General features: G+C 72.6%; 19 protein-coding genes. 9 read left to right on the top strand and 10 right to left on the bottom strand.

Annotated features, from left to right (window positions below):
• Positions 1 to 30: 30 nt before the first annotated feature.
• Positions 31 to 480, bottom strand: a complete 450-nt coding sequence (locus tag AB0J10_RS16800) for a DoxX family protein (RefSeq protein ID WP_363062183.1) — start codon at positions 478 to 480, stop codon at positions 31 to 33.
• A gap of 239 nt (positions 481 to 719) precedes the next feature.
• Here AB0J10_RS16800 and AB0J10_RS16795 point away from each other — a divergent pair, with 239 nt between their 5' ends.
• Positions 720 to 995, top strand: coding sequence for a DUF6343 family protein (locus AB0J10_RS16795; protein WP_363062181.1), 276 nt, complete (start codon positions 720 to 722; stop codon positions 993 to 995).
• A 212-nt stretch (positions 996 to 1207) separates the two neighbouring features.
• Here the strand turns inward: AB0J10_RS16795 and AB0J10_RS16790 are convergent, their stop codons facing one another.
• The 4 genes from AB0J10_RS16790 to rpsA all read right to left on the bottom strand — a co-directional run bounded on the left by AB0J10_RS16790 (position 1208) and on the right by rpsA (position 5124).
• A complete protein-coding gene (locus AB0J10_RS16790; RefSeq protein ID WP_363062179.1) occupies positions 1208 to 1570 on the bottom strand; it encodes a tetratricopeptide repeat protein in 363 nt (120 codons plus the stop codon).
• A 207-nt stretch (positions 1571 to 1777) separates the two neighbouring features.
• A complete protein-coding gene (coaE, locus tag AB0J10_RS16785) occupies positions 1778 to 2377 on the bottom strand; it encodes a dephospho-CoA kinase (protein ID WP_363062177.1) in 600 nt (199 codons plus the stop codon).
• Positions 2378 to 2489: 112 nt separating this feature from the next.
• Positions 2490 to 3428 (bottom strand): PAC2 family protein, encoded by a 939-nt coding sequence (locus AB0J10_RS16780; RefSeq protein WP_363062175.1) that lies wholly within the window; start codon positions 3426 to 3428, stop codon positions 2490 to 2492.
• Between the two features lie 202 nt (positions 3429 to 3630).
• The gene (gene rpsA, locus AB0J10_RS16775) at positions 3631 to 5124 is read right to left on the bottom strand and encodes a 30S ribosomal protein S1 (protein WP_017947549.1); all 1494 of its coding nucleotides are present in this window, start codon (positions 5122 to 5124) and stop codon (positions 3631 to 3633) included.
• Between the two features lie 383 nt (positions 5125 to 5507).
• Between rpsA and AB0J10_RS16770 the strand changes: the two genes are divergently transcribed.
• The gene (locus tag AB0J10_RS16770; RefSeq protein ID WP_363062173.1) at positions 5508 to 6338 is read left to right on the top strand and encodes a class I SAM-dependent methyltransferase; all 831 of its coding nucleotides are present in this window, start codon (positions 5508 to 5510) and stop codon (positions 6336 to 6338) included.
• Position 6339: 1 nt separating this feature from the next.
• On the top strand, positions 6340 to 8838 hold the full coding sequence (hrpB, locus tag AB0J10_RS16765; protein ID WP_363062171.1) for an ATP-dependent helicase HrpB: 2499 nt from the start codon (positions 6340 to 6342) through the stop codon (positions 8836 to 8838).
• A gap of 34 nt (positions 8839 to 8872) precedes the next feature.
• Here the strand turns inward: hrpB and AB0J10_RS16760 are convergent, their stop codons facing one another.
• The 3 genes from AB0J10_RS16760 to AB0J10_RS16750 all read right to left on the bottom strand — a co-directional run bounded on the left by AB0J10_RS16760 (position 8873) and on the right by AB0J10_RS16750 (position 11905).
• Positions 8873 to 9865: a DUF3068 domain-containing protein gene (locus AB0J10_RS16760; RefSeq protein WP_363062169.1), complete on the bottom strand. Its 993-nt coding sequence runs from the start codon at positions 9863 to 9865 to the stop codon at positions 8873 to 8875.
• Positions 9866 to 9883: 18 nt separating this feature from the next.
• Positions 9884 to 10021 carry an SPW_0924 family protein gene (locus tag AB0J10_RS16755; protein WP_363062167.1) on the bottom strand — a complete coding sequence of 46 codons (138 nt, stop codon included), beginning with the start codon at positions 10019 to 10021 and terminating at the stop codon, positions 9884 to 9886.
• Between the two features lie 153 nt (positions 10022 to 10174).
• A complete protein-coding gene (locus AB0J10_RS16750) occupies positions 10175 to 11905 on the bottom strand; it encodes a lytic transglycosylase domain-containing protein (RefSeq protein WP_363062165.1) in 1731 nt (576 codons plus the stop codon).
• Positions 11906 to 12128: 223 nt separating this feature from the next.
• On the opposite strand from AB0J10_RS16750, the gene AB0J10_RS16745 reads away from it, so the two are divergent.
• Positions 12129 to 12977, top strand: coding sequence for a DUF4184 family protein (locus tag AB0J10_RS16745; RefSeq protein ID WP_363062163.1), 849 nt, complete (start codon positions 12129 to 12131; stop codon positions 12975 to 12977).
• A 526-nt stretch (positions 12978 to 13503) separates the two neighbouring features.
• Here AB0J10_RS16745 and polA read toward each other — a convergent pair.
• Positions 13504 to 16218: a DNA polymerase I gene (polA, locus tag AB0J10_RS16740; RefSeq protein ID WP_363062161.1), complete on the bottom strand. Its 2715-nt coding sequence runs from the start codon at positions 16216 to 16218 to the stop codon at positions 13504 to 13506.
• A gap of 126 nt (positions 16219 to 16344) precedes the next feature.
• Here polA and AB0J10_RS16735 point away from each other — a divergent pair, with 126 nt between their 5' ends.
• Positions 16345 to 18624: an FdhF/YdeP family oxidoreductase gene (locus AB0J10_RS16735; RefSeq protein ID WP_363062159.1), complete on the top strand. Its 2280-nt coding sequence runs from the start codon at positions 16345 to 16347 to the stop codon at positions 18622 to 18624.
• Positions 18625 to 18686: 62 nt separating this feature from the next.
• Complete coding sequence (locus AB0J10_RS16730) at positions 18687 to 19178, top strand: hotdog fold thioesterase (RefSeq protein WP_363062157.1); 492 nt, start codon at positions 18687 to 18689, stop codon at positions 19176 to 19178.
• A 31-nt stretch (positions 19179 to 19209) separates the two neighbouring features.
• Here AB0J10_RS16730 and AB0J10_RS16725 read toward each other — a convergent pair whose 3' ends face one another.
• Positions 19210 to 21165, bottom strand: coding sequence for a Xaa-Pro dipeptidyl-peptidase (locus AB0J10_RS16725; RefSeq protein WP_363062155.1), 1956 nt, complete (start codon positions 21163 to 21165; stop codon positions 19210 to 19212).
• A 214-nt stretch (positions 21166 to 21379) separates the two neighbouring features.
• Between AB0J10_RS16725 and AB0J10_RS16720 the strand changes: the two genes are divergently transcribed.
• The 3 genes from AB0J10_RS16720 to AB0J10_RS16710 all read left to right on the top strand — a co-directional run bounded on the left by AB0J10_RS16720 (position 21380) and on the right by AB0J10_RS16710 (position 23835).
• Positions 21380 to 21787, top strand: a complete 408-nt coding sequence (locus tag AB0J10_RS16720; RefSeq protein ID WP_363062153.1) for a hypothetical protein — start codon at positions 21380 to 21382, stop codon at positions 21785 to 21787.
• Between the two features lie 314 nt (positions 21788 to 22101).
• The gene (locus AB0J10_RS16715; RefSeq protein ID WP_363062151.1) at positions 22102 to 22386 is read left to right on the top strand and encodes a hypothetical protein; all 285 of its coding nucleotides are present in this window, start codon (positions 22102 to 22104) and stop codon (positions 22384 to 22386) included.
• A 210-nt stretch (positions 22387 to 22596) separates the two neighbouring features.
• Positions 22597 to 23835, top strand: coding sequence for a branched-chain amino acid ABC transporter substrate-binding protein (locus AB0J10_RS16710; RefSeq protein WP_363062149.1), 1239 nt, complete (start codon positions 22597 to 22599; stop codon positions 23833 to 23835).
• Positions 23836 to 23927 lie beyond the last annotated feature (92 nt).

The raw sequence follows: 23927 nt of genomic DNA, 5'->3' as shown, positions 1-23927 counted from the left end.
GACGCCGGGGGCGCTGGGCACGGGCCCGCCTCACCGGCGCCGGAGGAGCAGTGCCAGGAGTTCGGCGTTGCGGTGCCCGCGGACGCGGGCGACGAACGCGAGCGGCAGCGCCACCAGCACGGGCGTGAGGGCGTGCTGCCCGTCGAAGACGGTCACCTGGGTGACGAGGGCCCCGGCCATCAGGCCGATCAGCGCCAGCGCCGCGACCCCGGAGAGTACGGGGATCAGCAGCGCCACCGCGCCGGCCAGTTCGAGCGCGCCCACGGCGTACATGAACCAGTCCCCGAATCCGATCCTGTCGAAGGACGCCGCGGCCGAGGAGTGCCCGACCAGCTTGGGCAGGGCGCTGGCACCGCCGAGGAACAGGGCGAGCAGCACCTGCAGCGTCAGGGCCGCCAGATGCGTGCGGCGGCCGGTTCCGGAGCGGTGGTCCGTGGCGGGCGTGGTGGGGGCGGGGGTGTGCGGGGCGGTGGCGGACATGGGGTTCTCCTCTGCGGTGTGCCGTGGTGGCGGTCCGTGCGGGCGCCTCGTGGTGCTCGCACTGAGTCAGACCGTGAACACCCCGCGAACTCATCGCCCACCGGTGGTCGGTCCCCGGCCGTTCTCCCGGGTGCGTCACGGCCGTCGTCCCCGCCGGGTGCCGCCCCGGAGGAGTTCGGCTTCGGCACGGCCCGTCCCGCGCGGTCCGGGTGGATGCTGGAGGGGAGGAGGAGACGGCGATGCGTACGGGAAACGAGCCGGCCACGGCGCGCAGTCCGCTGCGGATGCGGTTCTGGCTGAGTGTCTGGGGACTGCTGTGGGCGGTCGCGGGGACGGCGCTCTTCGCGCTCGCCGAACGCCCCGGGTGGGCGATCGCCTGCGCGGTGCTGAGCATGGTGGTGATGACCGACCTGATGATCGTGGTGCACCGGCTGCACCAGGGTCCGCACTACCAGCCCGGTCCCGGCATCCCGCCCTACGAGCCGGACCACGGGGACGCCCGGCGGCGGCGTTAGGGCTCGGGCGGCGCCGCACCCGGCTTCCGGGCGCCCCGCCCCATGTCCCGGTGTCCGGCCGCCGCGGCCGGGCTCGAGTCCGAACCGGCAGCCCGCGTGGCTGCGCTCAGGGCCTGCGGGTGCGCGCCCGGCCCCGGCAGCGTCCTCGTCGTGACGGTGTCACGGCCCGGCGCTGTCCGCCTCGGGTGTCGCCGTCCGCCGCGTCCTCGGTCTCAGGTGTCGAAGCGTGCGGCTTCCAGGTACTCGGGCTTGGGATCGAGCGCGGCGGCGAGGCGGAAGTGCCGCCGTGCCTGGTCCGGACGCCCGGCGCGCTGGAAGGTGCGGGCCAGCGCGAAGTGGGCGAAGGCGTTGTCCGGCTCGTGGTCGACTATGTGCTGGAACTCGCGCTCGGCCGCGCGCAGTTGGGCGGAAGCGAAGTAGGCGCGGGCCCGCAGCAGACGGGCCGCCCTGCTCTCCGGGTGGGCGGCGATGACCGAGTCGAGGAGCTTGATCGCCCCGCGCGGGTCCCGCGAGGCGAGCAGTTGCTCGGCCGCGCGGAAGTCGATGACGTGGGTCTCCGGGCTGGTCTCGGGCACGCTCGCATCCTTCCCCTCCCCCTCAGGTGTTCAACATTCCCGGCCGCGGGGGATTCCCGGGGCCGGGCCCGTGGCGCGGGGCACTCCCGGCGTCGTGGCCGGGCCCGGCACGCCGGTCACGGCCATGGCCGAGCCGGCGGGTCGGGGTCGTGTTGCGGGAGCCCAGTTCCGCCCTGCGGGCGGACGGAACTGCTCTCACCACGGCCGTCAGCGCCGCGCCCGGTCGCTCAGCTCCGCCCAGACCCGGCGGACCTGGGGCTCCAGCGCCTCCAGCGGCCCGTCGTTGTCGATGAGCACATCGGCGACGGCCCTGCGCTGCTCGCGCGTCGCCTGCGCGGCCATCCGGGCGCGCGCGTCCGGCTCGGTCATGCCGCGCTGCCGTACGAGCCGGTCCAGCTGGGTCTCGGGGGCGGCGTCCACGACGACGACCAGGTCGTACAGGGGGGCGAGGCCGTTCTCCGCGAGCAGCGGGACGTCGTGGACGACGACCGCGTCGGGGCCGGCCGCTGCCTCCAGTTCCGCCGACCGCGCCCCGACGAGCGGGTGCACGATGGCGTTGAGCCGCGCGAGCCGTTGGGGGTCCGCGAAGACGATCGCGCCGAGACGCGGCCGGTCCAGGGTGCCCTCGGGTGTGAGGACGTCGGGGCCGAACGCCTCGACGACGGCCGCCAGTCCGGGCGTGCCGGGTTCGACGACCTCCCGGGCGATCTCGTCCGCGTCGATCAGTACCGCGCCGTACGACGCGAGGAGCCGGGACACTTCGCTCTTGCCGGCGCCGATTCCGCCGGTCAGGCCCACCTTCAGCATGGGCCGAAGCTTAGGGGCTGTTCCGCGGGTGGGCGCCGGGTGGGCCGGCCGGGGCCGAGCGCGGCCGGGCCGGGTGAGCCCGTCGCGACGTGCGCACCCGGCCGTCGCGGCGCTAGGAGTCGCCTTCGCGTTCGGCGAGGAACCGTTCGAACTGCCTGCCGATCTCGTCCGCGGACGGCAGTTCCACCGGCTCGGCGACCAGGCTGCCGCGTGTGTCGGCGCCGGCGATGGCGTCGTACTGGTGCTCGAGTCCCCGCACCAGGGCCGTCAGCTCCTCGTCGCCCTCGCCGATCTGGCGTTCGATCTCGGTCTGGGTGCGCTGGGCCTGGGTGCGCAGGGTGTGCGCGGCGGCGGGGAGTACCAGACCGGTGGCGGCGGTGATCGCCTCCAGGGCGGTCAGCGCGGCGTCAGGGTACGCGGAGCGGGCCACGTAGTGCGGCACGTGGGCGGCGACACCCAGGACGTCGTGGCCCCACTGCGCCAGCCGGAACTCGACGAGGGACTCCGCGCTTCCGGGCACCTGGGCCTCGTCGAAGGGGCTGCGGTGACCGGGCATGAGGTCCGTGCGGTTGCCGTGCGGGGTGATACCGACGGGGCGGGTGTGCGGCACCCCCATGGGGATGCCGTGGAAGTTCACCGAGAGACGCACGCCGAGCCGCTCGACGATCTGCCGCACTGCCGCGGCGAACAGTTCCCACTCGACGTCCGGCTCCGGACCCGACAGCAGCAGGAACGGGGCGCCGGTGGCGTCCTGGACCAGGCGGACCTCCAGGGACGGGGTCTCGAAACCGGTCCAGCGGTCGCGGCGGAAGGTCAGCAGCGGGCGGCGGGCGCGGTAGTCGACGAGCCGGTCGTGGTCGAAGCGGACCACCACCTGGTGGGGCAGTGACTCGAGGAGGGTGCCGACGATCTGCTCGCCCGTCTCGCCCGCGTCGATGTACCCGTCGAAGTGGTACAGCATGACGAGTCCGGCCGACTCCTGTGCCAGTGCCACGTCGACGACCGCCAGGCCCTTCGGTTCCCACTCGTACAGACTCTGCGGATCTCGCACCGTTACCGCCCCTTCTCCGTGTCTCCGGTGTCAACCTCGCGGCCGGCGCGATCATTCCCGCCGGTGCCGGGCCGCCTCGGAGTTCCAGGAGGGTGCGGCCCGCGGCGCGTTCGGACCGTGCTCGGCACGACGACGGAGGCCCGCCCCCCGGAAAGGGGGGCGGGCCTCCGTGCCAGTCGCCTGGTGGCTGACGGGGAGCTTCTCAGCTCTGGCCGCCGGCCAGCTTCTCGCGGAGCGCGGCGAGGGCCTCGTCCGACGCCAGGGCGCCGGAGTTGTCGTCCGACTCCGAGGAGTACGAACCGCCCTGCGGCGCGGCGGCCGGAGCGGCCTGACCGCCCTCGGCAGCGGCGGCCTCGTCGGCCTCGCGGGACTTGATGACCTGCGCCTGGTGCTGCTCGAAGCGCTGCTGCGCCTCGGCGTACTGGCGCTCCCACTCCTCGCGCTGCTTCTCGTAGCCCTCGAGCCAGTCGTTGGTCTCGGGGTCGAAGCCCTCGGGGTAGATGTAGTTGCCCTGGTCGTCGTAGGACGCGGCCATGCCGTACAGGGTCGGGTCGAACTCGACCGACGCCGGGTCGGCACCGAAGGACTCGTTGGCCTGCTTCAGGGACAGCGAGATCCGGCGACGCTCGAGGTCGATGTCGATGACCTTGACGAAGATCTCGTCGTTGACCTGGACGACCTGCTCCGGGATCTCCACGTGGCGCTCGGCCAGCTCGGAGATGTGGACCAGACCCTCGATGCCCTCGTCCACGCGGACGAACGCACCGAACGGCACCAGCTTGGTGACCTTGCCCGGGACGACCTGGCCGATCTGGTGGGTGCGGGCGAACTGCTGCCACGGGTCTTCCTGCGTCGCCTTCAGCGACAGGGAGACACGCTCGCGGTCCATGTCGACGTCGAGGACCTCGACGGTGACCTCCTGGCCGACCTCGACGACCTCGGACGGGTGGTCGATGTGCTTCCAGGAGAGCTCGGAGACGTGGACCAGACCGTCGACGCCGCCCAGGTCCACGAAGGCACCGAAGTTGACGATCGAGGAGACGACGCCGGAGCGGACCTGGCCCTTCTGCAGGGTGGTGAGGAACGTCTGGCGGACCTCGGACTGGGTCTGCTCCAGCCAGGCACGGCGGGACAGGACCACGTTGTTGCGGTTCTTGTCCAGCTCGATGATCTTGGCCTCGAGCTCCTTGCCGACGTACGGCTGGAGGTCGCGGACGCGGCGCATCTCGACCAGGGAGGCCGGGAGGAAGCCGCGGAGGCCGATGTCGAGGATGAGACCACCCTTGACGACCTCGATGACGGTACCGGTGACGATGCCGTCCTCTTCCTTGATCTTCTCGATGGTGCCCCAGGCACGCTCGTACTGGGCGCGCTTCTTCGAGAGGATCAGGCGGCCTTCCTTGTCCTCCTTCTGGAGGACCAGGGCCTCGATCTCGTCACCGACGGCGACGACCTCGTTCGGGTCGACGTCGTGCTTGATCGAGAGCTCGCGGCTCGGGATGACACCTTCGGTCTTGTAACCGATGTCGAGCAGGACCTCGTCCCGGTCGACCTTCACGATGACGCCGTCGACGATGTCGCCGTCGTTGAAGTACTTGATCGTCTCGTCGATCGCGGCGAGGAAGGCTTCCTCGTTACCGATGTCGTTGACCGCAACCTGCGGGGTGGTGGCGGTGGTCTCGGTGCTGCTCGTCATGTGGGAAAGGGCTCCGGTACGGACATTGAAGTCGTAGGTACTGCTACGCCGTGAGCCCGTATCGCAGCTGAAGAAGCCGGACAGCCAAGGAAGCGCCAACCCGAGAGGAATGGCGCCTCGACAACCGAGGGGACATACAACAGATGCGAGCGCGGCCTGCTCCGTCTGAGGCGCGCAAGCCCGCAGCGCAACCTTTAGCATACGGGGGCGGCAGGGCACGGTCAATGCGCGAAGGCCCCCACCCGGGGCGGAACACCGCATACCCGGCACAACTAAGGTTTGCCGAGGCCATGATGGCCGCGCCTCGCTCCTCCGCGACACGGCCGCAAGGGCCGTCCCGGCGCTTCCGGGCGAGGTACCAGCAACGTACAACGACGGGCGAGATGATCCAAGAGTACGAACCGGAGGCGACCAGGCGTGCCGCCGGCGGCACGGAGAGCAGCCGGGCGAACCGCGGCTGGTGGGACCGCAACGCCGACGAGTACCAGTCCGAGCACGGCACCTTCCTCGGCGACGACCGCTTCGTCTGGGGGCCCGAAGGGCTGGACGAGGAGCAGGCCCGGCTGCTCGGTCCGGCGGAGGCCCTGCGGGGCGCCGACGTGCTGGAGATCGGCGCCGGCGCGGCGCAGTGCTCCCGCTGGCTGCAGGCCCAGGGCGCGCGGCCGGTGGCCCTGGACCTCTCGCACCGCCAGCTCCAGCACGCCCAGCGGCTCGGCGCCGGCTTCCCGCTGGTCGAGGCCGACGCCGGCGCGCTGCCCTTCGCCGACGGCTCCTTCGACCTCGCGTGCTCCGCGTACGGGGCCGTGCCGTTCGTGGCCGACCCGGCGGGCGTGTTCCGGGAGGTGCGGCGGGTGCTGCGGCCGGGCGGACGGTGGGTCTTCTCCGTCACGCACCCGATCCGCTGGGCGTTCCCCGACGAGCCCGGCCCCGAGGGGCTGAGCGTCGCCGCCTCGTACTTCGACCGCACCCCGTACGTGGAACAGGACGAGGAAGGCCGGGCCGTCTACGTGGAGCACCACCGGACGATCGGGGACCGGGTCCGCGACGTGGTGGCGGGCGGCTTCCGGCTGGTGGACCTGGTCGAGCCGGAGTGGCCCGCCTGGAACGCCCAGGAGTGGGCCGGCTGGTCCCCGCTGCGCGGCAACCTGATCCCGGGGACGGCGGTCTTCGTCTGCGAGCGGACCGACACGGCCCCCCGGGCGGAGGTCGGGTGACGTGATCCGCGAGGACGCCCTGGCCGGGCTTCCCGTGCACGGCGCCCTGCCCTCGCTGGAGCGCGCCCTCGACGCGCACGGCACCGCGGTGCTGTGCGCCCCGCCCGGCACGGGAAAGACGACGCTGGTGCCGATCGCGCTCGCCGGGCTCCTGGACCGCGGCGGCGCCTGCGGCCGGGTCGTGGTCGCCGAGCCGCGGCGGATCGCGGCGCGTGCGGCGGCCCGGCGGATGGCGTGGCTGCTGGGCGAGCGGGTGGGCGGCCGGGTCGGCTTCACGGTGCGCGGGGAGCGGGTCGTGGGGCCGGACGCCGCTATCGAGGTCGTGACCACGGGTGTGCTGCTCCAGCGGCTCCAGCGCGACCAGGAGCTCGCCGGGGTCGGCACGGTGGTCCTCGACGAGTGCCACGAGCGCCATCTGGACGCGGACACGGTGGCCGCGTTCCTGCTGGACGTGCGCGAGACGCTGCGGCCGGACCTGCGGCTGGTGGCGGCGTCGGCCACGACGGACGCGGAGGGCTGGGCCCGGCTCCTCGGCGGCGCGCCGGTGGTCGAGGCCGAGGGTGTCGCCCATCCCGTCGACGTGGTGTGGGCGCCGCCCGGGCGGCCGGTGCGTCCGCCGCACGGCACGCGGGTCGATCCGGCACTGCTCGCGCATGTGGCGTCGGTGGTCCGCACGGCCCTCGCCGAGCGGACCGGGGACGCGCTCTGCTTCCTGCCGGGGGTAGGGGAGATCGCTCGGGTCGCCGGGCTGCTCGGGGACGTCGGGGCCGAGGTGCTGCAGGTGCACGGGCGGGCGCCGGCGGCCGTGCAGGACGCGGTGCTCTCCCCCGGGCGGAGCCGCAGGGTCGTGCTGGCGACATCGGTCGCCGAGTCGTCACTGACCGTCCCCGGGGTGCGGGTCGTCGTGGACTCGGGACTGGCCCGGGAGCCGCGCACCGACCACGCCCGCGGCCTCGGCTCTCTGACGACCGTTCGGGCCTCCCGGGCGGCGGCCCGGCAGCGGGCGGGCCGGGCGGGACGGGAGGCGCCCGGCACGGTCTACCGCTGCTGGGCCGAGGCTGAGGACGCCAGGCTGCCCCGCTTCCCCGCGCCGGAGATCCAGGTGGCGGACCTGACGGCGTTCGCCCTGCAGGCGGCGTGCTGGGGCGATCCGGACGCCTCCGGGCTCGCCCTGCTGGATCCGCCGCCCGCGGGTGCGATGGCCGCGGCCCGTTCGGTCCTCGGCGCCGTGGGTGCGGTCGACGCGTCGGGCCGGGCGACGGAGCGGGGCCGGCGCATGGCCCGAACGGGCCTCCACCCGCGTCTCGCGCGGGCCCTGGTCGACGGCGCGCCCGAGGTGGGTTCCCGGCGTGCCGCGGAGGTCGTCGCGCTGCTGAGCGAGGAGCCGCCGCGCGAGTACGGGGACGACCTGGCGGCCGCCTGGCGCACGGCCGGGCGGGGCGGTGACGCGTACGGTGCGCGCTGGCGTGCGGAGGCGGACCGGCTGACCCGCTCGCTCGGCGGCACCGGGAGCGTCCCGGGCCGTACGGCGGCCGCCTCCGACGACACGGTCGCCGGGTTCGTGACCGCGCTGGCGTTTCCCGAGCGGGTGGCGCGGGCGCGCGGCGGCACGTCGTACCTGATGGTCTCCGGGACCGGTGCGGAGGTCGGCGAGGGATCGCCGCTGCGGGGTGCTCCCTGGCTGGCTGTGGCGGTGGCCGACCGGCAGGCGCAGGCCGCGTCCGCACGGGTGCGGCTCGCCGCCGCCGTGGACGAGGCGACCGCGCGCACCGCCGCCGGGCAGCTGGCCGCCGGGGGCGAGGAGGTGCGCTGGGAGGACGGCGACGTGGTGGCCCGCCGGGTGGACCGGTTGGGCGCGGTGGAACTGTCCGTGCGCTCGCTTCCGGAACCGGGGCCCGGCCTGGTGCGGAACGCGCTGCTGGAGGGGCTCCGGCGCGAGGGTCCGGGGCTGCTTTCCTGGTCGCGGGACGCCTCGGCGCTGCGGCAGCGACTCGGCTTCATCCACCGGGTGGTGGGGACGCCCTGGCCCGATGTGTCGGACGCGTCCCTGCTGGATCTCGCCGGTGAGTGGCTGGAGCCGGAGCTGTCCCGGGCCCGGCGCCGGGCCGATCTGGCGAGGATCGACGCGGGTCAGTGCCTGCGGCGGCTGCTCCCGTGGGCCGCGGGCGAGGCGGCGCGCCTCGACGAGCTGGCCCCTGAGCGCATCGGGGTGCCGAGCGGCTCGCGTATCCGGGTGGACTACTCGGGCGAGCAGCCGGTGCTGGCCGTGAAGCTCCAGGAACTGTTCGGGCTCCAGGAGACGCCGCGCCTCGCCGGGGTGCCGGTGGTCGTCCATCTGCTCTCCCCCGCGGGACGCCCCGCTGCGGTGACCGCCGATCTGGCGTCGTTCTGGCGCGGCGGGTACCGGGCGGTGCGCGCGGAGCTGCGCGGGCGCTATCCGAAGCATCCCTGGCCGGAGGATCCGGCGACGGCGGAGCCCACGCGCGGTGTGAAGCGCTGACCGGCGGGCGCGGGGTGGGCCCGGGTCCGCGCGGTCACGCCCGGGCCGGTGCGGACCCGGGTCCCGCCGCGAAGTCGCCTTCCGGCCGGCGCGAACGCGCTTCGAAGAGCAGGGAGAGCGCGAGGAGGCCGGTGCCGAGGGTCAGGAACGTCCACGGCAGGCGGGAGACCAGCAGGAGCACGAGGCCGCGGTGGGACGTCACCAGGGCGACGGTGTGGTCGACGTAGTCCTCCCGCATCTTCACGTGCCCGGCGAACGCGGTCACCCTGTCGCGTCCGCCGAGGAGCGATCCTCCGCGCAGTTCCTCGGTGTGGATCTCCTCGCCGTTGACCGGCGCCCCCGTGACGGGTTCGACCCAGAACATGCGCTTGGTGGTGTACCAGCGCGTGGTGCCGGTCTGCTTCTCCAGCGTCGTCGCGTCGATGCCGGGCATCGGCATCGACTTCGGGTACGGCACCTTGGTCCAGGGGACCGTCTGCTCGAAGTAGTAGACCTCCAGCCCGCGGAACGTGCGGGTCCCCCGGTAGTGGATGGGGGCCGAGGTCCTGGTCTGGGCGTCGAAGTACTCGTAGTCCCGCTTCTCGGTGAGGAAGGGCCACTTGAACTCGATGCCCTCGCGGCGGACCGGGTCACCGTCGACGGTCTCCCCCGTGGCGTGCACGGGGGCCTGGGTGTGGGCGTCGAAGATGTACCGCTCGGGGATCTGGGAGACCGCTTCGCCGTCCGGCCCCTGGACGTAGGAGAGCGAGTCCCAGACGACGACGTCCCGGCCCGCGTCGCGCTCGATCCGTTCCGACTCCTCCACGTTGCCCTTGAGGGTCTGCACGATGGTGACCTTCTCCACCTGCTTCGGCTGCATGGTGTCGTACTGCAGCAGGGTCGCGGGCCTCGCCTCGAGCACCGTCTCCTGGTACTGGCTCGGCGGGATCTTCGCGAGCCGGGGGAAGGCGTACCAGCGCAGCACCGGTGCCAGCGCCGCGAAGAAGACGGCGAGGGACAGGAGCACGAGACTGGCTCTGCGGCGCATGACGGCTGCTCCTCCCGACTACTTCTTGGGGCCGGGGACGGTGGTGAGGAGCGGTCTCGGCGAGGTCTTCCCGGGCGGCACGTCGAACACGGCGATGAGCAGCACGACGATCAGCACCGGGGCCAGCCCGGCGGCGGCGGCGACGAGGGCGCGCATGGTCGGCCTCCCGGGTACGCGATCTGATGAAGTGTCAGAACAGCGGGGCGGGGGCACCGTAGCAACGGGGCGTCGAGATGAGAACACGTCGCACCGCACACGGCACCGCCCCTCCGCGGGGCCACGCACGGAGGGACGGTGGTGCGGGGCGGGTCAGGCGGGCGGGGCCTCGGGTGCGGCGACCTTCAGTTCGACGGTCAGCGTGGCGCCGCCCTCGGTCGTCAGACGCAGCAGGAACGTGCCGGACAGCTCGTCCGAGAAGATCTCCGGCAGCACCAGCAGGCCGTCGGCTCCGGTCCTCAGCCCCGTGAGGGTGCGGACCTTCTCGTCCTCGGCGCCCTTGAAGTAGGGTCCCCCGGTGTTCTCGGCCGGGTCGTCGGCCGAGGCGACCATCGTGGCCGTGACCGCCACACCCTCGGCCGCCTCGCCCTTGAACGTGGCTTTGACCTCGACCGCGTCGGCGAACTCCGAGGACGGTGCGGCGGTCAGCTCCTTGTCGCCGGTCCGGACGAGCGCGTCGGCGCGGCGGGCGGTGACGCTCGCGGCGCAGTCGAGCCGGGGCAGGGCGCGTCCGGCGACGGTGACGCGGACGGTGAAGTCGCCTGCCTTCTCACCGGCTTTCAGCGCGGGTGCGACGGCGACGCCGCCGGCGCCGGTGCGCACGACCGCGGTGGTGCGGTCGCCGGAGAACCGGGCGTCGGTCGCGCCGACGATCTCGAAGACGAGGTCGGCTCCGACGACCGACTGGCCCGAGCGGCTCTTCGCCCGGACCTTGGGCACGACGGCGAAGTCCTCGCCGGCGACGGCGGTGGGACGCCCGTCGCCCGCGTTCTCGATGGCGAACACCGTCACCGCGGGCGGAGGGGTCGGCGTCGGGGTCGGTGTCGGGGTCGGCGTCGGGGTCGGCGTCGACGGGCTCGGGGACGGCGTGCCGGTGCCAGGCTTCGACGGTTCCGGGGAGGGTCCGGAGCTGCCGGTCGAACCGCCGGGGTTCGAGGGGGAAGGCGACGGGCCGGGGGTGGCACCCGGCGTGGTCGGCGTGGTGCCCGTTCGGGTGGCGCCGCTGTCGCTGCGGCCGACCGGCAGCACCCCCGAGCCGTCGGGGACCTCGTGCGTGCCGCGCTTGTAGTACTCGAACCAGGACAGAACCGTCCGCAGGTACTCCCGGGAGCGGTTGTAGCTCAGGATCGCCTTGTCGAGGTCCTCCTTGACGGACAGGTCGCGGCCGCCGGCGCAGAGGTACTTCGCGGCGGCGAGGGCCGCGTCGTAGATGTTGTTCGGGTCCTTGCGGCCGTCGCCGTTGGCGTCCTGGCCCCAGGTGGCCCAGGTGGACGGGATGAACTGCATCGGGCCGACGGCCCGGTCGTGGGTGCGGTCGCCGTCGTAGGCGCCGTTGTCGGTGTCGGAGATGTTGGCGAAGCCGACACCGTTCAGCACCGGGCCGAGGATCGGGGAGAAGGTCGTGCCGTTGGCGTCCACCCGGCCGCCCCGTGCCTGGCCGGACTCGACCTTGCCTATCGCGGCCAGCAGTTGCCAGGGGACCCTGCAGCCGGGGTCGCTCGCGGCGACGGCCTGCTCGGCCTGCTTGTACGCAGCCAGCACCGTGGCCGGAATGCCGGCCTCCGCCGGGCCGACGACGGGCAGACGGGGCGACGCGCCCGGCTTGTTCGGGCTGTTCAGCGGTGGCAGGTCCGTGAAGTAGGGCGAGTTGCCGGTCGCCGAGGAGCCGGACGGCGGGGTGGATCCGGTGGCCTGCGCTTCGCCGCCGGTGGCGGTGGGCGCGACACCCGGCGCCTGCGACGCGGAGAGCGCGGCCACCGCGACCGCCGCCACCGCCGTCGTGGTGGCCCCCTTGCGCAGCCGGCGGCCGAATTGCGCTGCCATACCCCTGATCCCTCCCCATAGACGGCCGTTCCGCTCCCCGCGCAACGTCCCGTGCGACATTACGGCAACTCCCGGCGCCGCAAAACAGTCACCCCGGCCGCCGGCGCCCGGTGTTCACCCCGTGCCCACAGACGGCATGCGGGCGTCCGGTTCGCCCGGCGCCCTGCCGGGTTCCCGCATACTGGGCCCCATCGCTCGAACACGGTCTCACGGGGGCGGCACCATGCCATTCACGCTCAGCCACGCCGCGGCGGTCCTGCCCGGCATCCGCAGGAACGGTACAGCCCGCGGACCGCTGGTCGCGTCGGCACTGGTCGCGGGCTCGTTCGCACCCGACATGACCTACTTCGCGGCGAGTGCGCTGCCGAGCGCGATGTGGTTCGGCGAAGTGACGCACGGCGCGCTGGGGGTGCTCACGGTCGATGTCGTCATCGCGGCGGGGCTGGTGGGACTCTGGCTGATGGTGCGTGAACCGCTGCTGGCCCTGCTGCCGCGGCACCTGCAGGCACGAGCCCATGCCGTGGTGCGCGGCGGCGCCCCGCGGGAGCGGACGCGGGCGTCGCTGGCGCTGTGGTTCTGGGTCTCGGCGGCGACCGGGGCGGCGACGCACGTGGTCTGGGACGCGTTCACGCACTTCGACCGCTGGGGCACGCGGGCGCTGCCGGTGCTGGCCGAACCCCTCGCGGGATTCCCCCTCTACACGTACACGCAGTACGGGAGTTCGATCGTGGCGCTGGTTGCGCTGGGCTGGTTCACGGCGTCCGCTTGGAAACGCGCCCCGGGGAACACCGGGCCGGTGCCCGTGCCGTCGCTGGGCCGGCGCGGACGGTGGGCCGCCGTCGCGCTGCTGACGCTGTGCGTCCTCGCGGGAACGGTGCATCGCTGCGTGCGCTGGTACGAGTACTGGGGCGGGATCGGCACGCCGCTCGACATCATCCCGACCGCGTGCTTCGGGGCGGGGGCGGGGCTCGCGCTGGGGGTCGTGCTGTACGGCGCGGCGGTCCGGCTGTGGTCGCGCCGCGACGCGAGCCCGGACCCGGAACCCACCCGGGAGCATGCGGGCGTGTCCTGACGGGTGCCGTGCGGGCGTGTCCTGACGGGTGCCGCCCGTCGGGCTCCCGCGTCGGACCCCGGGGCGGCCCGAACGCGGAGACGCCGGCCACTCGTCGGGGAGCCCTCACCCGGGCCGCGACGCCGGCCGGGAAACGCGTGACGCCGGACGGGCGGCCGAGGGCGCGCCGGCCGGCACGGGGGGCGGCGGCCGGCACTCCATCGCCACCGGACACGAACCCACCGAAAGAGCTTCGGACCGCCTCACGGACTCTCGCGGACGTCGCGCCCGCACGGGCGTGCGGGTGCCACCGCGGGGGACGTCCAGGCCGGGCACACGCCGCGTCCATCACGCCATCGCCGATCGAACCCACCGAAAGAGCTTCGGACCGCCCGTGCGGGCGCGAACCGCCTCACGGACGAATGTGGGCGTCGCACCCGCACGGGGCGTGCGGGTGCGGGGGTGACAGGTCCCACCGGGTGGTGCGCCTCCGTCGGGCGGGACCCGTCACCCCCGCACCGGCCCGCGGCGCACGCTCCCGGCGGCGTCAGTGCGCGGCGGACTCCCAGTCCGGGCCCACGCCCACCGAGACGTCGAGCGGTGCGCGCAGTTCCGCCGCCGCGGACATCTCGCGGCGGACGAGCTCCTCGACCCGCTCGCGCTCGCCCGGGGCGATCTCCAGAACGATTTCGTCGTGGACCTGGAGCAGCATCCGCGAGGTGAGACCCGTCTCCCGCAGCGCCGCGTCCACCCGCAGCATCGCCATCTTGACGATGTCCGCCGCCGTGCCCTGGATCGGCGCGTTCAGCGCCATGCGCTCGGCCGCCTCACGGCGCTGGCGGTTGTCGCTGTTGAGGTCGGGGAGGTAGCGCCGGCGGCCGAACATCGTCGCCGTGTAGCCCGTGGCGCGCGCCTCGTCCACGACGCGGCGCAGATAGTCGCGGACGCCGCCGAACCGCTCGAAGTAGGTGTCCATCAGGGCTCGCGCCTCGGCCGCCTCGATGTTCAGCTGCTGGCTGAGGCCGAAGGCGGAGAGACCGTAGGCCAGTCCGTACGACATCGCCTTGATCTTGCGGCGCATCTCCGCGTCGACCGCGGACCGTTCGACGCCGAAGACCTGGGAGGCCACGGTCGTGTGCAGGTCCTCGCCCGAGGTGAACGCCTCGATGAGGCCCTCGTCCTCCGAGAGGTGGGCCATGACGCGCAGTTCGATCTGGCTGTAGTCGGCGGTCATCAGGGACTCGAAGCCCTCGCCGACGACGAAGCCGCGGCGGATCGCCCGGCCCTCGTCCGTGCGCACCGGCACGTTCTGCAGGTTCGGGTCGGTGGAGGAGAGCCGTCCGGTCGCGGCGACGGTCTGGCTGAAGGTGGTGTGGATCCGGCCGTCCGCGGCGATGGTCTTGATCAGGCCCTCGACGGTGGAGCGCAGCCGGGCCTGCTCGCGGTGGCGGAGCATGATGACGGGCAGCTCGTGGTCGGTCTGGTTCGCGAGCCAGGCCAGCGCGTCGGCGTCGGTCGTGTAACCGGTCTTGGTCTTCTTGGTCTTGGGGAGGTTGAGCTCCCCGAAGAAGACCTCTTGGAGCTGCTTGGGCGAGCCGAGGTTGAACTCGTGGCCCACGGAGGCATGGGCCTCCTTCACCGCCTGCTGCACGGCTCCCGCGAACTGCTGTTCCATGGCCTCGAGATGGGCCCGGTCGGCCGAGATGCCGTGCCGCTCCATCCTGGCCAGCAGCAGTGACGTGGGCAGCTCCATGTCGTGCAGCAGCTCGCCGGCACCGACCTCACCGAGCCTCCCGCCGAAGGCCCCGCCCAGGTCCAGGACCGCGCGGGCCTGCGCCATCAGCGCGTCGGCCTCGGCCTGCTCGTCCTCCGCGCCGAAGGCCAGCTGCCCGTCGGCGGCGGCGGGGGCCAGCTCGCGGTGGAGGTACTCCACGGAGAGGGCGTCCAGCGCGAAGGACCGGCGCCCGGGCTTCACCAGGTAGGCGGCCAGGGCCGTGTCCATCGTGATGCCCCGGATGTCCCAGCCGTGCTCGGGGAAGACCCGCAGTGCCTCCTTGGCGCCGTGCACGATCTTGGGGCGGCCGGGGTCGGAGACCCAGGAGGCGAAGGCACGCTCGTCGGCCTCGTCGAGCTGGGTCGTGTCGAACCAGGCCGCCGCTCCCCCGGCGGCCGCGAGAGCGATCTCGCTGACGCTGCCGACGCCCAGCGCCCAGGCGGCGACCGTGGCGACACCGAGGGGCTGGGCGCCGTGCCGCTCCAGCCAGGGGGCCAGTTCGCCCGCGCCGAGCACGCTGCCGTCGATCTCCACACCGGCCGCCGGGGCCGGGGGCTCGTCCTCGGCGGCGCCCGGGTCGACGGCGAGGAGCCGCTCGCGCAGGCTCGGGTTGCGGATCTCCAGGACCTCCAGGAAGCCCTTCAGCGCGGTCCGGTCGTAGGGCGCGCGCTCGAGGTCGCCGACGGACTTCGGCAGCTCCACGTCACGGACCAGTTCCGTCAGGTGACGGTTGAGCTTCACGGCCTCCAGATGGTCCCGGAGCGACTGGCCGACCTTGCCCTTGACCTCGTCGGCGCGCTCCACGAGCTCCGCGAACGAGCCGAACTGGTTGATCCACTTCGTGGCGGTCTTCTCGCCGACGCCGGGGATGCCCGGGAGGTTGTCGGACGGGTCGCCGCGGAGGGCGGCGAAGTCCGGGTACTGGGAGGGGGTCAGCCCGTACTTCTCCTGGACCTTCTCCGGGGTGAAGCGGGTCAGCTCGGAGACGCCCTTGGTCGGGTACAGCACGGTGACGTGGTCAGAGACCAGCTGGAAGGAGTCCCGGTCGCCGGTGACGATCAGGACCTCGAAGCCGGCGGCCTCGGCCCGGGTGGCGAGGGTCGCGATGATGTCGTCGGCCTCGAAGCCGTCCACGGCGAACCGGACCGCGTTCATCGTGTCGAGCAGTTCGCCGATCAGCTCGACCTGGCCCTTGAACTCGTCCGGCGTCGAGGAGCGGTTGGCCTTGTACTCGGGGAAGTCCTGGGAGCGCCAGGTCTTCCGGGACACGTCGAAGGCCACGGCGAAGTGCGTGGGCGCCTCGTCGCGGAGCGTGTTCGCCAGCATCGACGCGAAGCCGTAGATCGCGTTCGTCGTCTGGCCGCTCGCGGTGGTGAAGTTCTCCGCGGGCAGCGCGAAGAACGCCCGGTACGCCAGCGAGTGCCCGTCCATGAGGAGCAGGCGGGGACGGGTTTCCTCTGAGGTCTTCTTCGATGCTGTCTCAGCCACGGACACGATCCTGCCACGGACCACCGACAATGCCGCCCACGGCCGCCGGGGTCCGGCCACCGCGGGCGCATGACAGGATCGATGGTGTACAGCAGATCCTCCCGTCCGCGCTCGAAGGGGAGCACGATGGCCACCAAGCCGCCCGAAGGTGACCCGGTGCAGGACGCACCCCGCGTCGAGGCGCCCCGGCACGCCGCGGCCGGGCTCCCGGCGATCGGGCACACACTCCGGGTCGCGCAGCGGCAGATGGGCCCGGCGCGCACCGCGCGGACCCTCCTCAGGGTGAACCAGAAGGACGGCTTCGACTGCCCCGGGTGCGCCTGGCCCGAGGGCGAGCGCCGTCATGTGGCGGAGTTCTGCGAGAACGGCGCGAAGGCGGTGGCGGAGGAGGCGACGCTGCGCCGGGTCACCCCGGACTTCTTCGCCGCGCACCCGGTGTCCGACCTGGCCTCCCGCAGCGGGTACTGGCTGGGCCAGCAGGGCCGGATCACCCGGCCCGTGTACCTCGCGGAGGGCGCCGACCACTACGAGGCGGTGACCTGGGAGCGGGCCTTCGCGATCGTCGCCGAGGAGCTGGGGGCGCTCGGCTCCCCCGACGAGGCCCTCTTCTACACCTCGGGCCGCACCAGCAACGAGGCCGCCTTCCTGCTGCAGCTCTTCGCCCGCGAGTTCGGCACCAACAACCTGCCGGACTGCTCCAACATGTGCCACGAGTCCTCGGGCTCGGCGCTGACCGAGACGCTGGGCGTGGGCAAGGGCAGCGTCTCCCTGGAGGATCTGCACCGGGCGGACCTGATCGTCGTCGCCGGGCAGAACCCGGGGACGAACCACCCGCGGATGCTGTCCGCGCTGGAGGAGGCCAAGCGGTCCGGAGCGAAGATCATTTCGGTGAACCCGCTGCCGGAGGCCGGGCTGGAGCGGTTCAGGAACCCGCAGACGGCGCGGGGCATGATCAAGGGTGTCCGGCTCACCGACCTCTTCCTCCAGATCCGCATCGGCGGCGACCAGGCCCTCTTCCGGCTCCTGAACAAGCTGGTCCTCGAGGCGCCGGGCGGAGTGGACGAGGCGTTCGTGCGGGAGCACACGCACGGTTACGAGGAGTTCGCCGCCGCGGCGCGCACCGCGGACTGGGACGAGACGCTCGCAGCGACCGGTCTGGACCGCGCGGACATCGAGCGCGCGGCGCGCATGGTCCTCGCCTCGGAGCGGACGATCGTCTGCTGGGCGATGGGGCTGACCCAGCACAAGCACGCCGTCGCGACCATCCGCGAGGTCGTCAACCTGCTGTTGCTGCGCGGCTGCGTCGGCCGTCCCGGCGCCGGCGTGTGCCCGGTGCGCGGCCACTCCAACGTGCAGGGCGACCGCACGATGGGCATCTTCGAGCGCCCCTCGGCGGCCTTCCTCGACGCCCTGGAGAAGGAGTTCGGCTTCTCCCCCCCTCGGCACCACGGTCTGGACACGGTCCGGGCCATCAGGGCGCTGCGGGACGGCGACGCGAAGGTGTTCTTCGCGATGGGCGGCAACTTCGTGGGGGCCTCCCCCGACACGGCGGTCACCGAGGCGGCGATGCGCCGCGCCCGGCTCACCGTGCACGTGTCGACGAAGCTCAACCGTTCGCACGCGGTGACCGGGACGCGGGCGCTGATCCTGCCCACGCTCGGCCGGACCGACCGGGACGAGCAGCGGAGCGGCCGGCAGTTCGTGACGGTCGAGGACTCCATGGGCATGGTGCACGCGTCCCGCGGCAACCTGCCGCCGGCGAGTGAGCACCTGCTGTCCGAGCCGGCGATCGTGGCCCGGCTGGCCCGTGCGGTGCTCGGCCCGCGGTCGAGGACGCCGTGGGAGGAGTTCGAGAACGACTACGCCACGATCCGGGACCGGATCTCCCGGGTCGTGCCGGGCTTCGAGGACTTCAACACGAGGATCGCCCGCCCCGGCGGGTTCACCCTGCCCCACGCCCCGCGCGACGAGCGCCGCTTCCCCACGGCGACGGGCCGGGCCAACTTCACGGCGGCGCCGGTGGAGTACCCGGAGGTTCCCGAGGGCCGGCTGCTGCTGCAGACCCTGCGCTCCCACGACCAGTACAACACCACGATCTACGGGCTCGACGACCGCTACCGGGGGGTCAGGGGCGGCCGCCGCGTCGTCCTCGTCCACCCGCAGGACGCGGCGGAGCTGGGGCTCGCGGACGGCGTGTACGCCGATCTCGTCAGCGAGTGGACGGACGGCGTGGAGCGGCGGGCGCCCGGCTTCCGCGTGGTGCACTACCCGACCGCGCGGGGCTGCGCCGCCGCGTACTACCCGGAGACCAACGTCCTGGTGCCGCTGGACGCCACCGCTGACACCAGCAACACCCCCGCCAGCAAGTCCGTGATCGTGCGTCTGGAACAATCACCGACCGACTGAGCGTCCGCTCAGGCGGCGGCAGTCGCAGGACACCGCAGACGCACGACGATCGGAGCCGGCCCATGGGTGAGCAGACGACGGTGAAGTTCCCGCAGGAGGTCATCGACGAGTACGCCGCACTCGGCGTCGACCTGCCCGCGCTGTTCTCGGCGGGGACGCTCGGCAACCGGATGGGTGTGCAGATCGTCGAGGCCTCCGCGGAGCGCGTCGTCGGGACGATGCCGGTCGAGGGCAACACCCAGCCCTACGGGCTGCTGCACGGCGGGGCGTCCGCGGTACTGGCCGAGACCCTCGGGTCGGTCGGGTCGATGCTGCACGGCGGCAGCTCGAAGATCGCCGTCGGTGTGGACCTCAACTGCACGCACCACCGGGGTGTGCGCTCCGGGCAGGTCACGGGGGTGGCGACGCCGGTGCACCGGGGCCGCTCCACCGCCACCTACGAGATCGTGATCACCGACGAGCAGGACAGGCGGGTCTGCACGGCCCGGCTGACCTGCCTGCTGAGGGACGTCCGTCCCCAGGACGCGGAGCACGTCCCGGGGGCGAACGGCTGACCCGCGCCCGCCGGGGAACGCGGGACGGCCCTCAGGGGGCGACCGGCAGGGTGACGCTGCTGATACCGGCCCGGACGGCGAGTTCCGTCCCGGCCGGGTGACGCAGGGTGTAGTCGTGGTCGGTCGAGATCAGCACGACTCCCAGCCGGTGCCCCTTCTTGAAGACGTGGTCCTGGGGCTGCATCTCCCACTCCAGCCGGTACTCCCGGCCCTCGACGACCGTGCTCTGCCGCTCGATCGAGTCCCGGTTGCGGATGTCCAGCCACCCGCGTGAGACGATCTTGAAGTCGGCCGTCTCGGTGCGGTGACGGGTGCGGTAGGTGCATCCGGTGTCCCCGGGGATGCCCTCTCCGTAGCAGACCTGCTGCGTGGTGTCCGCGACGGTGCCGGCCGTCGCCCGGGTGTCGGTGCCGTAGTCGACCAGCAGCGCGGTCACGTACGGCGACGAACCGTCGAGCGAGGCCCGTACCGACATCTCCGGAGTGCCGTTGAGCCTCAGATCGGCAGGCAGCGGGCGGGTGGTGTAGGCGAGCCGGTCGGGCCGTGCCGCCTCGGGGTCCGTCACCAGCTGCTCGGCGGGTACGGTGCGGCCCAGGTCGGTCGCCTGCTGCCGCACCGGCCTGCCCGGCAGCGGCGAGAGCCCGCCCTCGGTCAGCCACAGCCTGACGTCACGGGTGCGGCGGGCGGGCCAGTCGGACTGGCGCCGCCAGCTGAAGTCCGACTGCTCCACCTCCACGGGGGGTGCGGTGAGCGCGTCGTTGTCCAGCCCGTACAGCCAGTGGTCGAACCACTGGTGCAGCTGGTCGAGCCACTCCTCCATGCGCAGCGGCATCGGGTTGACGTGGCCCGCCTGATGGAGCCACAGCTTCCGCGGGACGCCGTGCCTCTTCAGCTCCTCCCACAACCGCCCGAAGTGCCGCGTCTTCACGTTCCAGTCGTTGCCGCCGTGGACGAGGAAGACACCCGCCTTGATCCTGCCGACGTCGCGGAGGTAGTCCCGCTCCTTCCAGAAGGGGGTGAAGTCCCCCGTCACCCGGTCCTGTTCGGCGGTGAGCCGGTCGATGACGGACCGGCAGACCTCCCGGTCGGCGCGGGTGTGCACGTACTTCGCGAGGACGTCGGCGTCCTCGCCCTGGAAGCCGCCGGGCGCCACCACACCGCCGCCCGCGCGGTAGTAGTCGTACCAGGACGAGATCCCCGAGATCGGCACGATGGCCTTGAGCCCCTCGACCCCGGTCGTGGCCACGGCCGTCGGCAGGGTGCCGTTGTACGAGATGCCCATCATCGCCGTGTCGCCCGTCGACCAGGCGGCACCCACGGGCCTGCCGTCGAGGTCCCAGCCGCGGGCGCGGCCGTTCAGCCAGTCGACGGCGGCCTTCGCGCCGAGCGTCTCGTTGCGGCCGCCCGACGTCGGACAGCCGGTCGAGCCGCCCGTGCCGAGGCTGTCGAGCTGCGCGACCGCGTAGCCGCGCGGGAGGAAGTAGTTGTCCGTGTAACCGGACCAGGGCACCGAGGAGGCGGACAGCCCGGCGGATCCCTGCTCCTCGTAGGGGGTCACCAACCCGGGGACCCGCGCGTCCCCGGTGAGCCGGCCGTGCGGGGGCAGCCCGTCCACGTCCACGTCGACGTCGTGGTTGCGGACGTCGTTGCCGCCGGCCCAGTAGGGGCTGGCCTCGACGATGGTGGCGACCTTCAGCCCCGTGTCGGTCTCCTTGGGACGCAGGATCCTCATCCGCACCGTGTCGCGCCGGCCGTCGCCGTCGCTGTCCACCTCGGTCTCGATGTCGACCTGCTGATGGACGGCGTCGGCACGGGAGAAGACGGGCTGGGTCCGGTTGCCCACGATGCTCAGCGCCGGGTCGTCCGCCCGCGCCGCCGGTGCGGGCAGCGCCGACAGCAGCGACACGGCCAGCGCGGCCGTGCCCCATCGGTACACCGTGCGGGCACGCGCCGTGTGGGCCGCGCCTGTTCGGGTGGATCTCGCCATTCGTGCCCTCCAGGGCCGGGGTTGGTGACGATCACGCGGGTAGCGCGGACACATTCCACCCTGTGCGCCCCAGCGGCACCAGACCCAACACGGCCGCCTCCAGGCCCTCTTGCACCCGGCGGCGGATCCGCTCGCCCCGCCGCCGCCGGTTCGCCTCCCGACGGGGCTGCCCGCCCCGTTGCCCCGGCGGACGGGACGGGTCTAGCGTCGACGCATGACCGACGGCGCACCGCCCCGCCCGCGGTGCACGCCGCTGCGCGTACTCGCCCCGTCCGTCGCCCTGGCGGCCGCTCTGGCCGGCTGCGCGGACCCCGGTGCGGGAACGACCCCCCGGCCTTCGCCGTCCCCTCGGACGACCGCGCCCGCGGAGCTGTGCACGCGCCTCGTCACCCAGTGGGCGCACCGCCTCCTCGCCGACGGAGGCAGCGGCTACGGTGACTACCAGTCGATGGGCCTGTCGAACGGCCAGTACGGGATCCTGCGCACCGTCCTGGACGCGGGCCGGGCCGAGGAACGGCGCAACGGACCCGGCACGGCACGGGAACTGACGCGTCGTCTGGCCCAGCGGGGCTGTACGGAGCGCTACCGCGACGGAGTTCCGACGGAAGGGCCGTGGCAGTGAGCGGGGTGGGCCCCGTGGAGCCCGGTGAACACACCCACGCGATGGAAGCCTCCGCTCCGCCCGCCCGGCGGGAACCGGCCGGGAAGTGCGCGAGGTTCGCCGTCCGGCACCGCCGCCCGGTGGCCGTCGCGGTGACCGCCTGCGCCCTCGCCGCGGGTTCCGTCTTCCTGTGGGCCACCCGCCCGCGCCCGGATCCCGGACCCTGGCCCGCGCAGGCGGTTTCGGTGTCGTACCGGGGGGCGGTCCCTGCGGGGGACCGGCCCGGCGGTGCGCTCCGCTTCCCGCTGCGGATCCGCGTGGACACCGGACCACCGGTGACCGTCGAGAGCATCCGCCAGCCGTCCCCGGCGCTGGATCTGACGGCGTCCCCGAACCCTCCCATCACCGTCGAAAACGGTTCACCCCGCACCATAGTGATCACCGTTGCCGTACGCGACTGCAAAATGGCGCCCCGAAATGCCGGACTCCCTTTCCTCGATGTAACGCTCCGTAATGCACGCGCAAAACAGGACCAGAGTTTCATCCTGGGCGACCAGTACGCCCGGGACCTGGCGCGGGCCGTGACCGACTACTGCGAGCAACCACCACGGCTGTCATGAGCAAAATACGGAAACAGTCATGCACCGGATGCCACAAATCCGATCGGGATAACAAGAGCGTCACAGCATCAGTCAGACCCGTGCTTAATTTCCATTTAGCCGCTTAGAGTCACGGCCAGTCACCGCGCCAGATCCCTTGCCAATAAGGCTCCAGCGCTCGACTCGGCGCTCCACGGAGGAGCAGCCGTGCCAGGTGAAAGGACCAGATTCGTGCGTCAACGTTCGCTCATAGCCATAACCGCTGCTCTGGCTGCGGGGGCACTCACCCTTACCGCCTGTGGCTCGCGCGACGACAAGGGCGGAGACTCGGCGGCCGGTGGCGACACCACCGTGGTCATCGGCGTCGACGCGCCGCTGACCGGCGACCTCTCCGCGCTCGGTCTCGGCATCAAGAACTCCGTGGACCTCGCCGCCAAGCAGGCCAACGAGAAGAAGTACGTCAAGGGCGTCACCTTCAAGATCGAGGCGCTCGACGACCAGGCCCAGCCGTCGTCGGGCCAGCAGAACGCCACCAAGCTCGTCGCCGACAAGAACGTCCTCGGCGTCGTGGGCCCGCTGAACTCCTCCGTCGCCGAGTCGATGCAGAAGGTCTTCGACGACGCCAAGCTCGCCCAGGTGTCGCCCGCGAACACCGCCCCGGCGCTGAGCCAGGGCCCGGACTGGAACGGCGGCACCAAGAAGCGCCCGTTCAACTCGTACTTCCGCACGTCCACCACGGACGCGATCCAGGGCCCGTTCGCCGCGCAGTACCTGTTCAACGAGGCCAAGAAGACGAAGGTCTTCGTCATCGACGACAAGAAGACCTACGGCGCCGGCCTCGCGGCCACCTTCAAGGCCGAGTTCGTCAAGCTGGGCGGCAAGGTCGCCGGCGAGGACCACGTCGACCCGGAGACCAAGGACTTCTCCTCCGTGGTCACCAAGATCAAGAGCTCCAAGGCCGACGTCGTCTACTACGGCGGCGAGTACCCGGCCGCCGGCCCGCTGAGCAAGCAGATCAAGAAGGCCGGCGCCAAGATCCCGCTCGTCGGTGGCGACGGCATCTACAGCGCCGACTTCATCAAGCTCTCCGGCAAGGAGGGCGAGGGCGACCTCGCCACCTCCGTCGGCGCGCCGATCGAGACCCTCGCGTCGGCCAAGGAGTTCGTCGCGAACTACGAGAAGGCCGGCTACAAGGAGGCCTTCGAGGCCTACGGCGGCTACTCCTACGACGCCGCCTGGTCGATCATCGAGGCCGTCAAGAAGGTCGTCGACGACAACGGCGGCAAGCTGCCCGAGTCCAAGGACGCCCGCTCCAAGGTCATCGACGCCCTGAAGAGCGTGTCCTTCGAGGGCGTGACCGGCAAGGTCGCGTTCGACGAGTACGGCGACACGACCAACAAGCAGCTGACGGTCTACCAGTACAAGGGCGGCGCCTGGGCGCCCGTCAAGTCCGGTACGTTCTCCGGCTGATCACCTCTCCGCAGCACATCCATCGCCGCGCGGGGCGCCGCACCAGGCGTCCCGCGCGGTGTCATATCCGGCGCAAGACTTTATCGGAGGAC

This window comes from Streptomyces sp. NPDC049887, from assembly GCF_040656535.1.
GTDB lineage: Bacteria > Actinomycetota > Actinomycetes > Streptomycetales > Streptomycetaceae > Streptomyces.
Note: the sequence above shows the minus strand (reverse complement) of the source record. Positions and strands in the feature narration are given on the sequence as shown.

Bases quoted from the DNA above. Each gene is read 5' to 3' on its own strand.
- AB0J10_RS16800 (WP_363062183.1), bottom strand. From the start codon at position 480: ATGTCCGCCACCGCCCCGCACACCCCCGCCCCCACCACGCCCGCCACG.
- AB0J10_RS16795 (WP_363062181.1), top strand. From the start codon at position 720: ATGCGTACGGGAAACGAGCCGGCCACGGCGCGCAGTCCGCTGCGGATG.
- coaE (WP_363062177.1), bottom strand. From the start codon at position 2,377: ATGCTGAAGGTGGGCCTGACCGGCGGAATCGGCGCCGGCAAGAGCGAA.
- rpsA (WP_017947549.1), bottom strand. From the start codon at position 5,124: ATGACGAGCAGCACCGAGACCACCGCCACCACCCCGCAGGTTGCGGTC.
- AB0J10_RS16770 (WP_363062173.1), top strand. From the start codon at position 5,508: ATGATCCAAGAGTACGAACCGGAGGCGACCAGGCGTGCCGCCGGCGGC.
- AB0J10_RS16760 (WP_363062169.1), bottom strand. From the start codon at position 9,865: ATGCGCCGCAGAGCCAGTCTCGTGCTCCTGTCCCTCGCCGTCTTCTTC.
- AB0J10_RS16755 (WP_363062167.1), bottom strand. From the start codon at position 10,021: ATGCGCGCCCTCGTCGCCGCCGCCGCCGGGCTGGCCCCGGTGCTGATC.
- AB0J10_RS16750 (WP_363062165.1), bottom strand. From the start codon at position 11,905: ATGGCAGCGCAATTCGGCCGCCGGCTGCGCAAGGGGGCCACCACGACG.
- AB0J10_RS16745 (WP_363062163.1), top strand. From the start codon at position 12,129: ATGCCATTCACGCTCAGCCACGCCGCGGCGGTCCTGCCCGGCATCCGC.
- AB0J10_RS16735 (WP_363062159.1), top strand. From the start codon at position 16,345: ATGGCCACCAAGCCGCCCGAAGGTGACCCGGTGCAGGACGCACCCCGC.
- AB0J10_RS16730 (WP_363062157.1), top strand. From the start codon at position 18,687: ATGGGTGAGCAGACGACGGTGAAGTTCCCGCAGGAGGTCATCGACGAG.
- AB0J10_RS16725 (WP_363062155.1), bottom strand. From the start codon at position 21,165: ATGGCGAGATCCACCCGAACAGGCGCGGCCCACACGGCGCGTGCCCGC.
- AB0J10_RS16720 (WP_363062153.1), top strand. From the start codon at position 21,380: ATGACCGACGGCGCACCGCCCCGCCCGCGGTGCACGCCGCTGCGCGTA.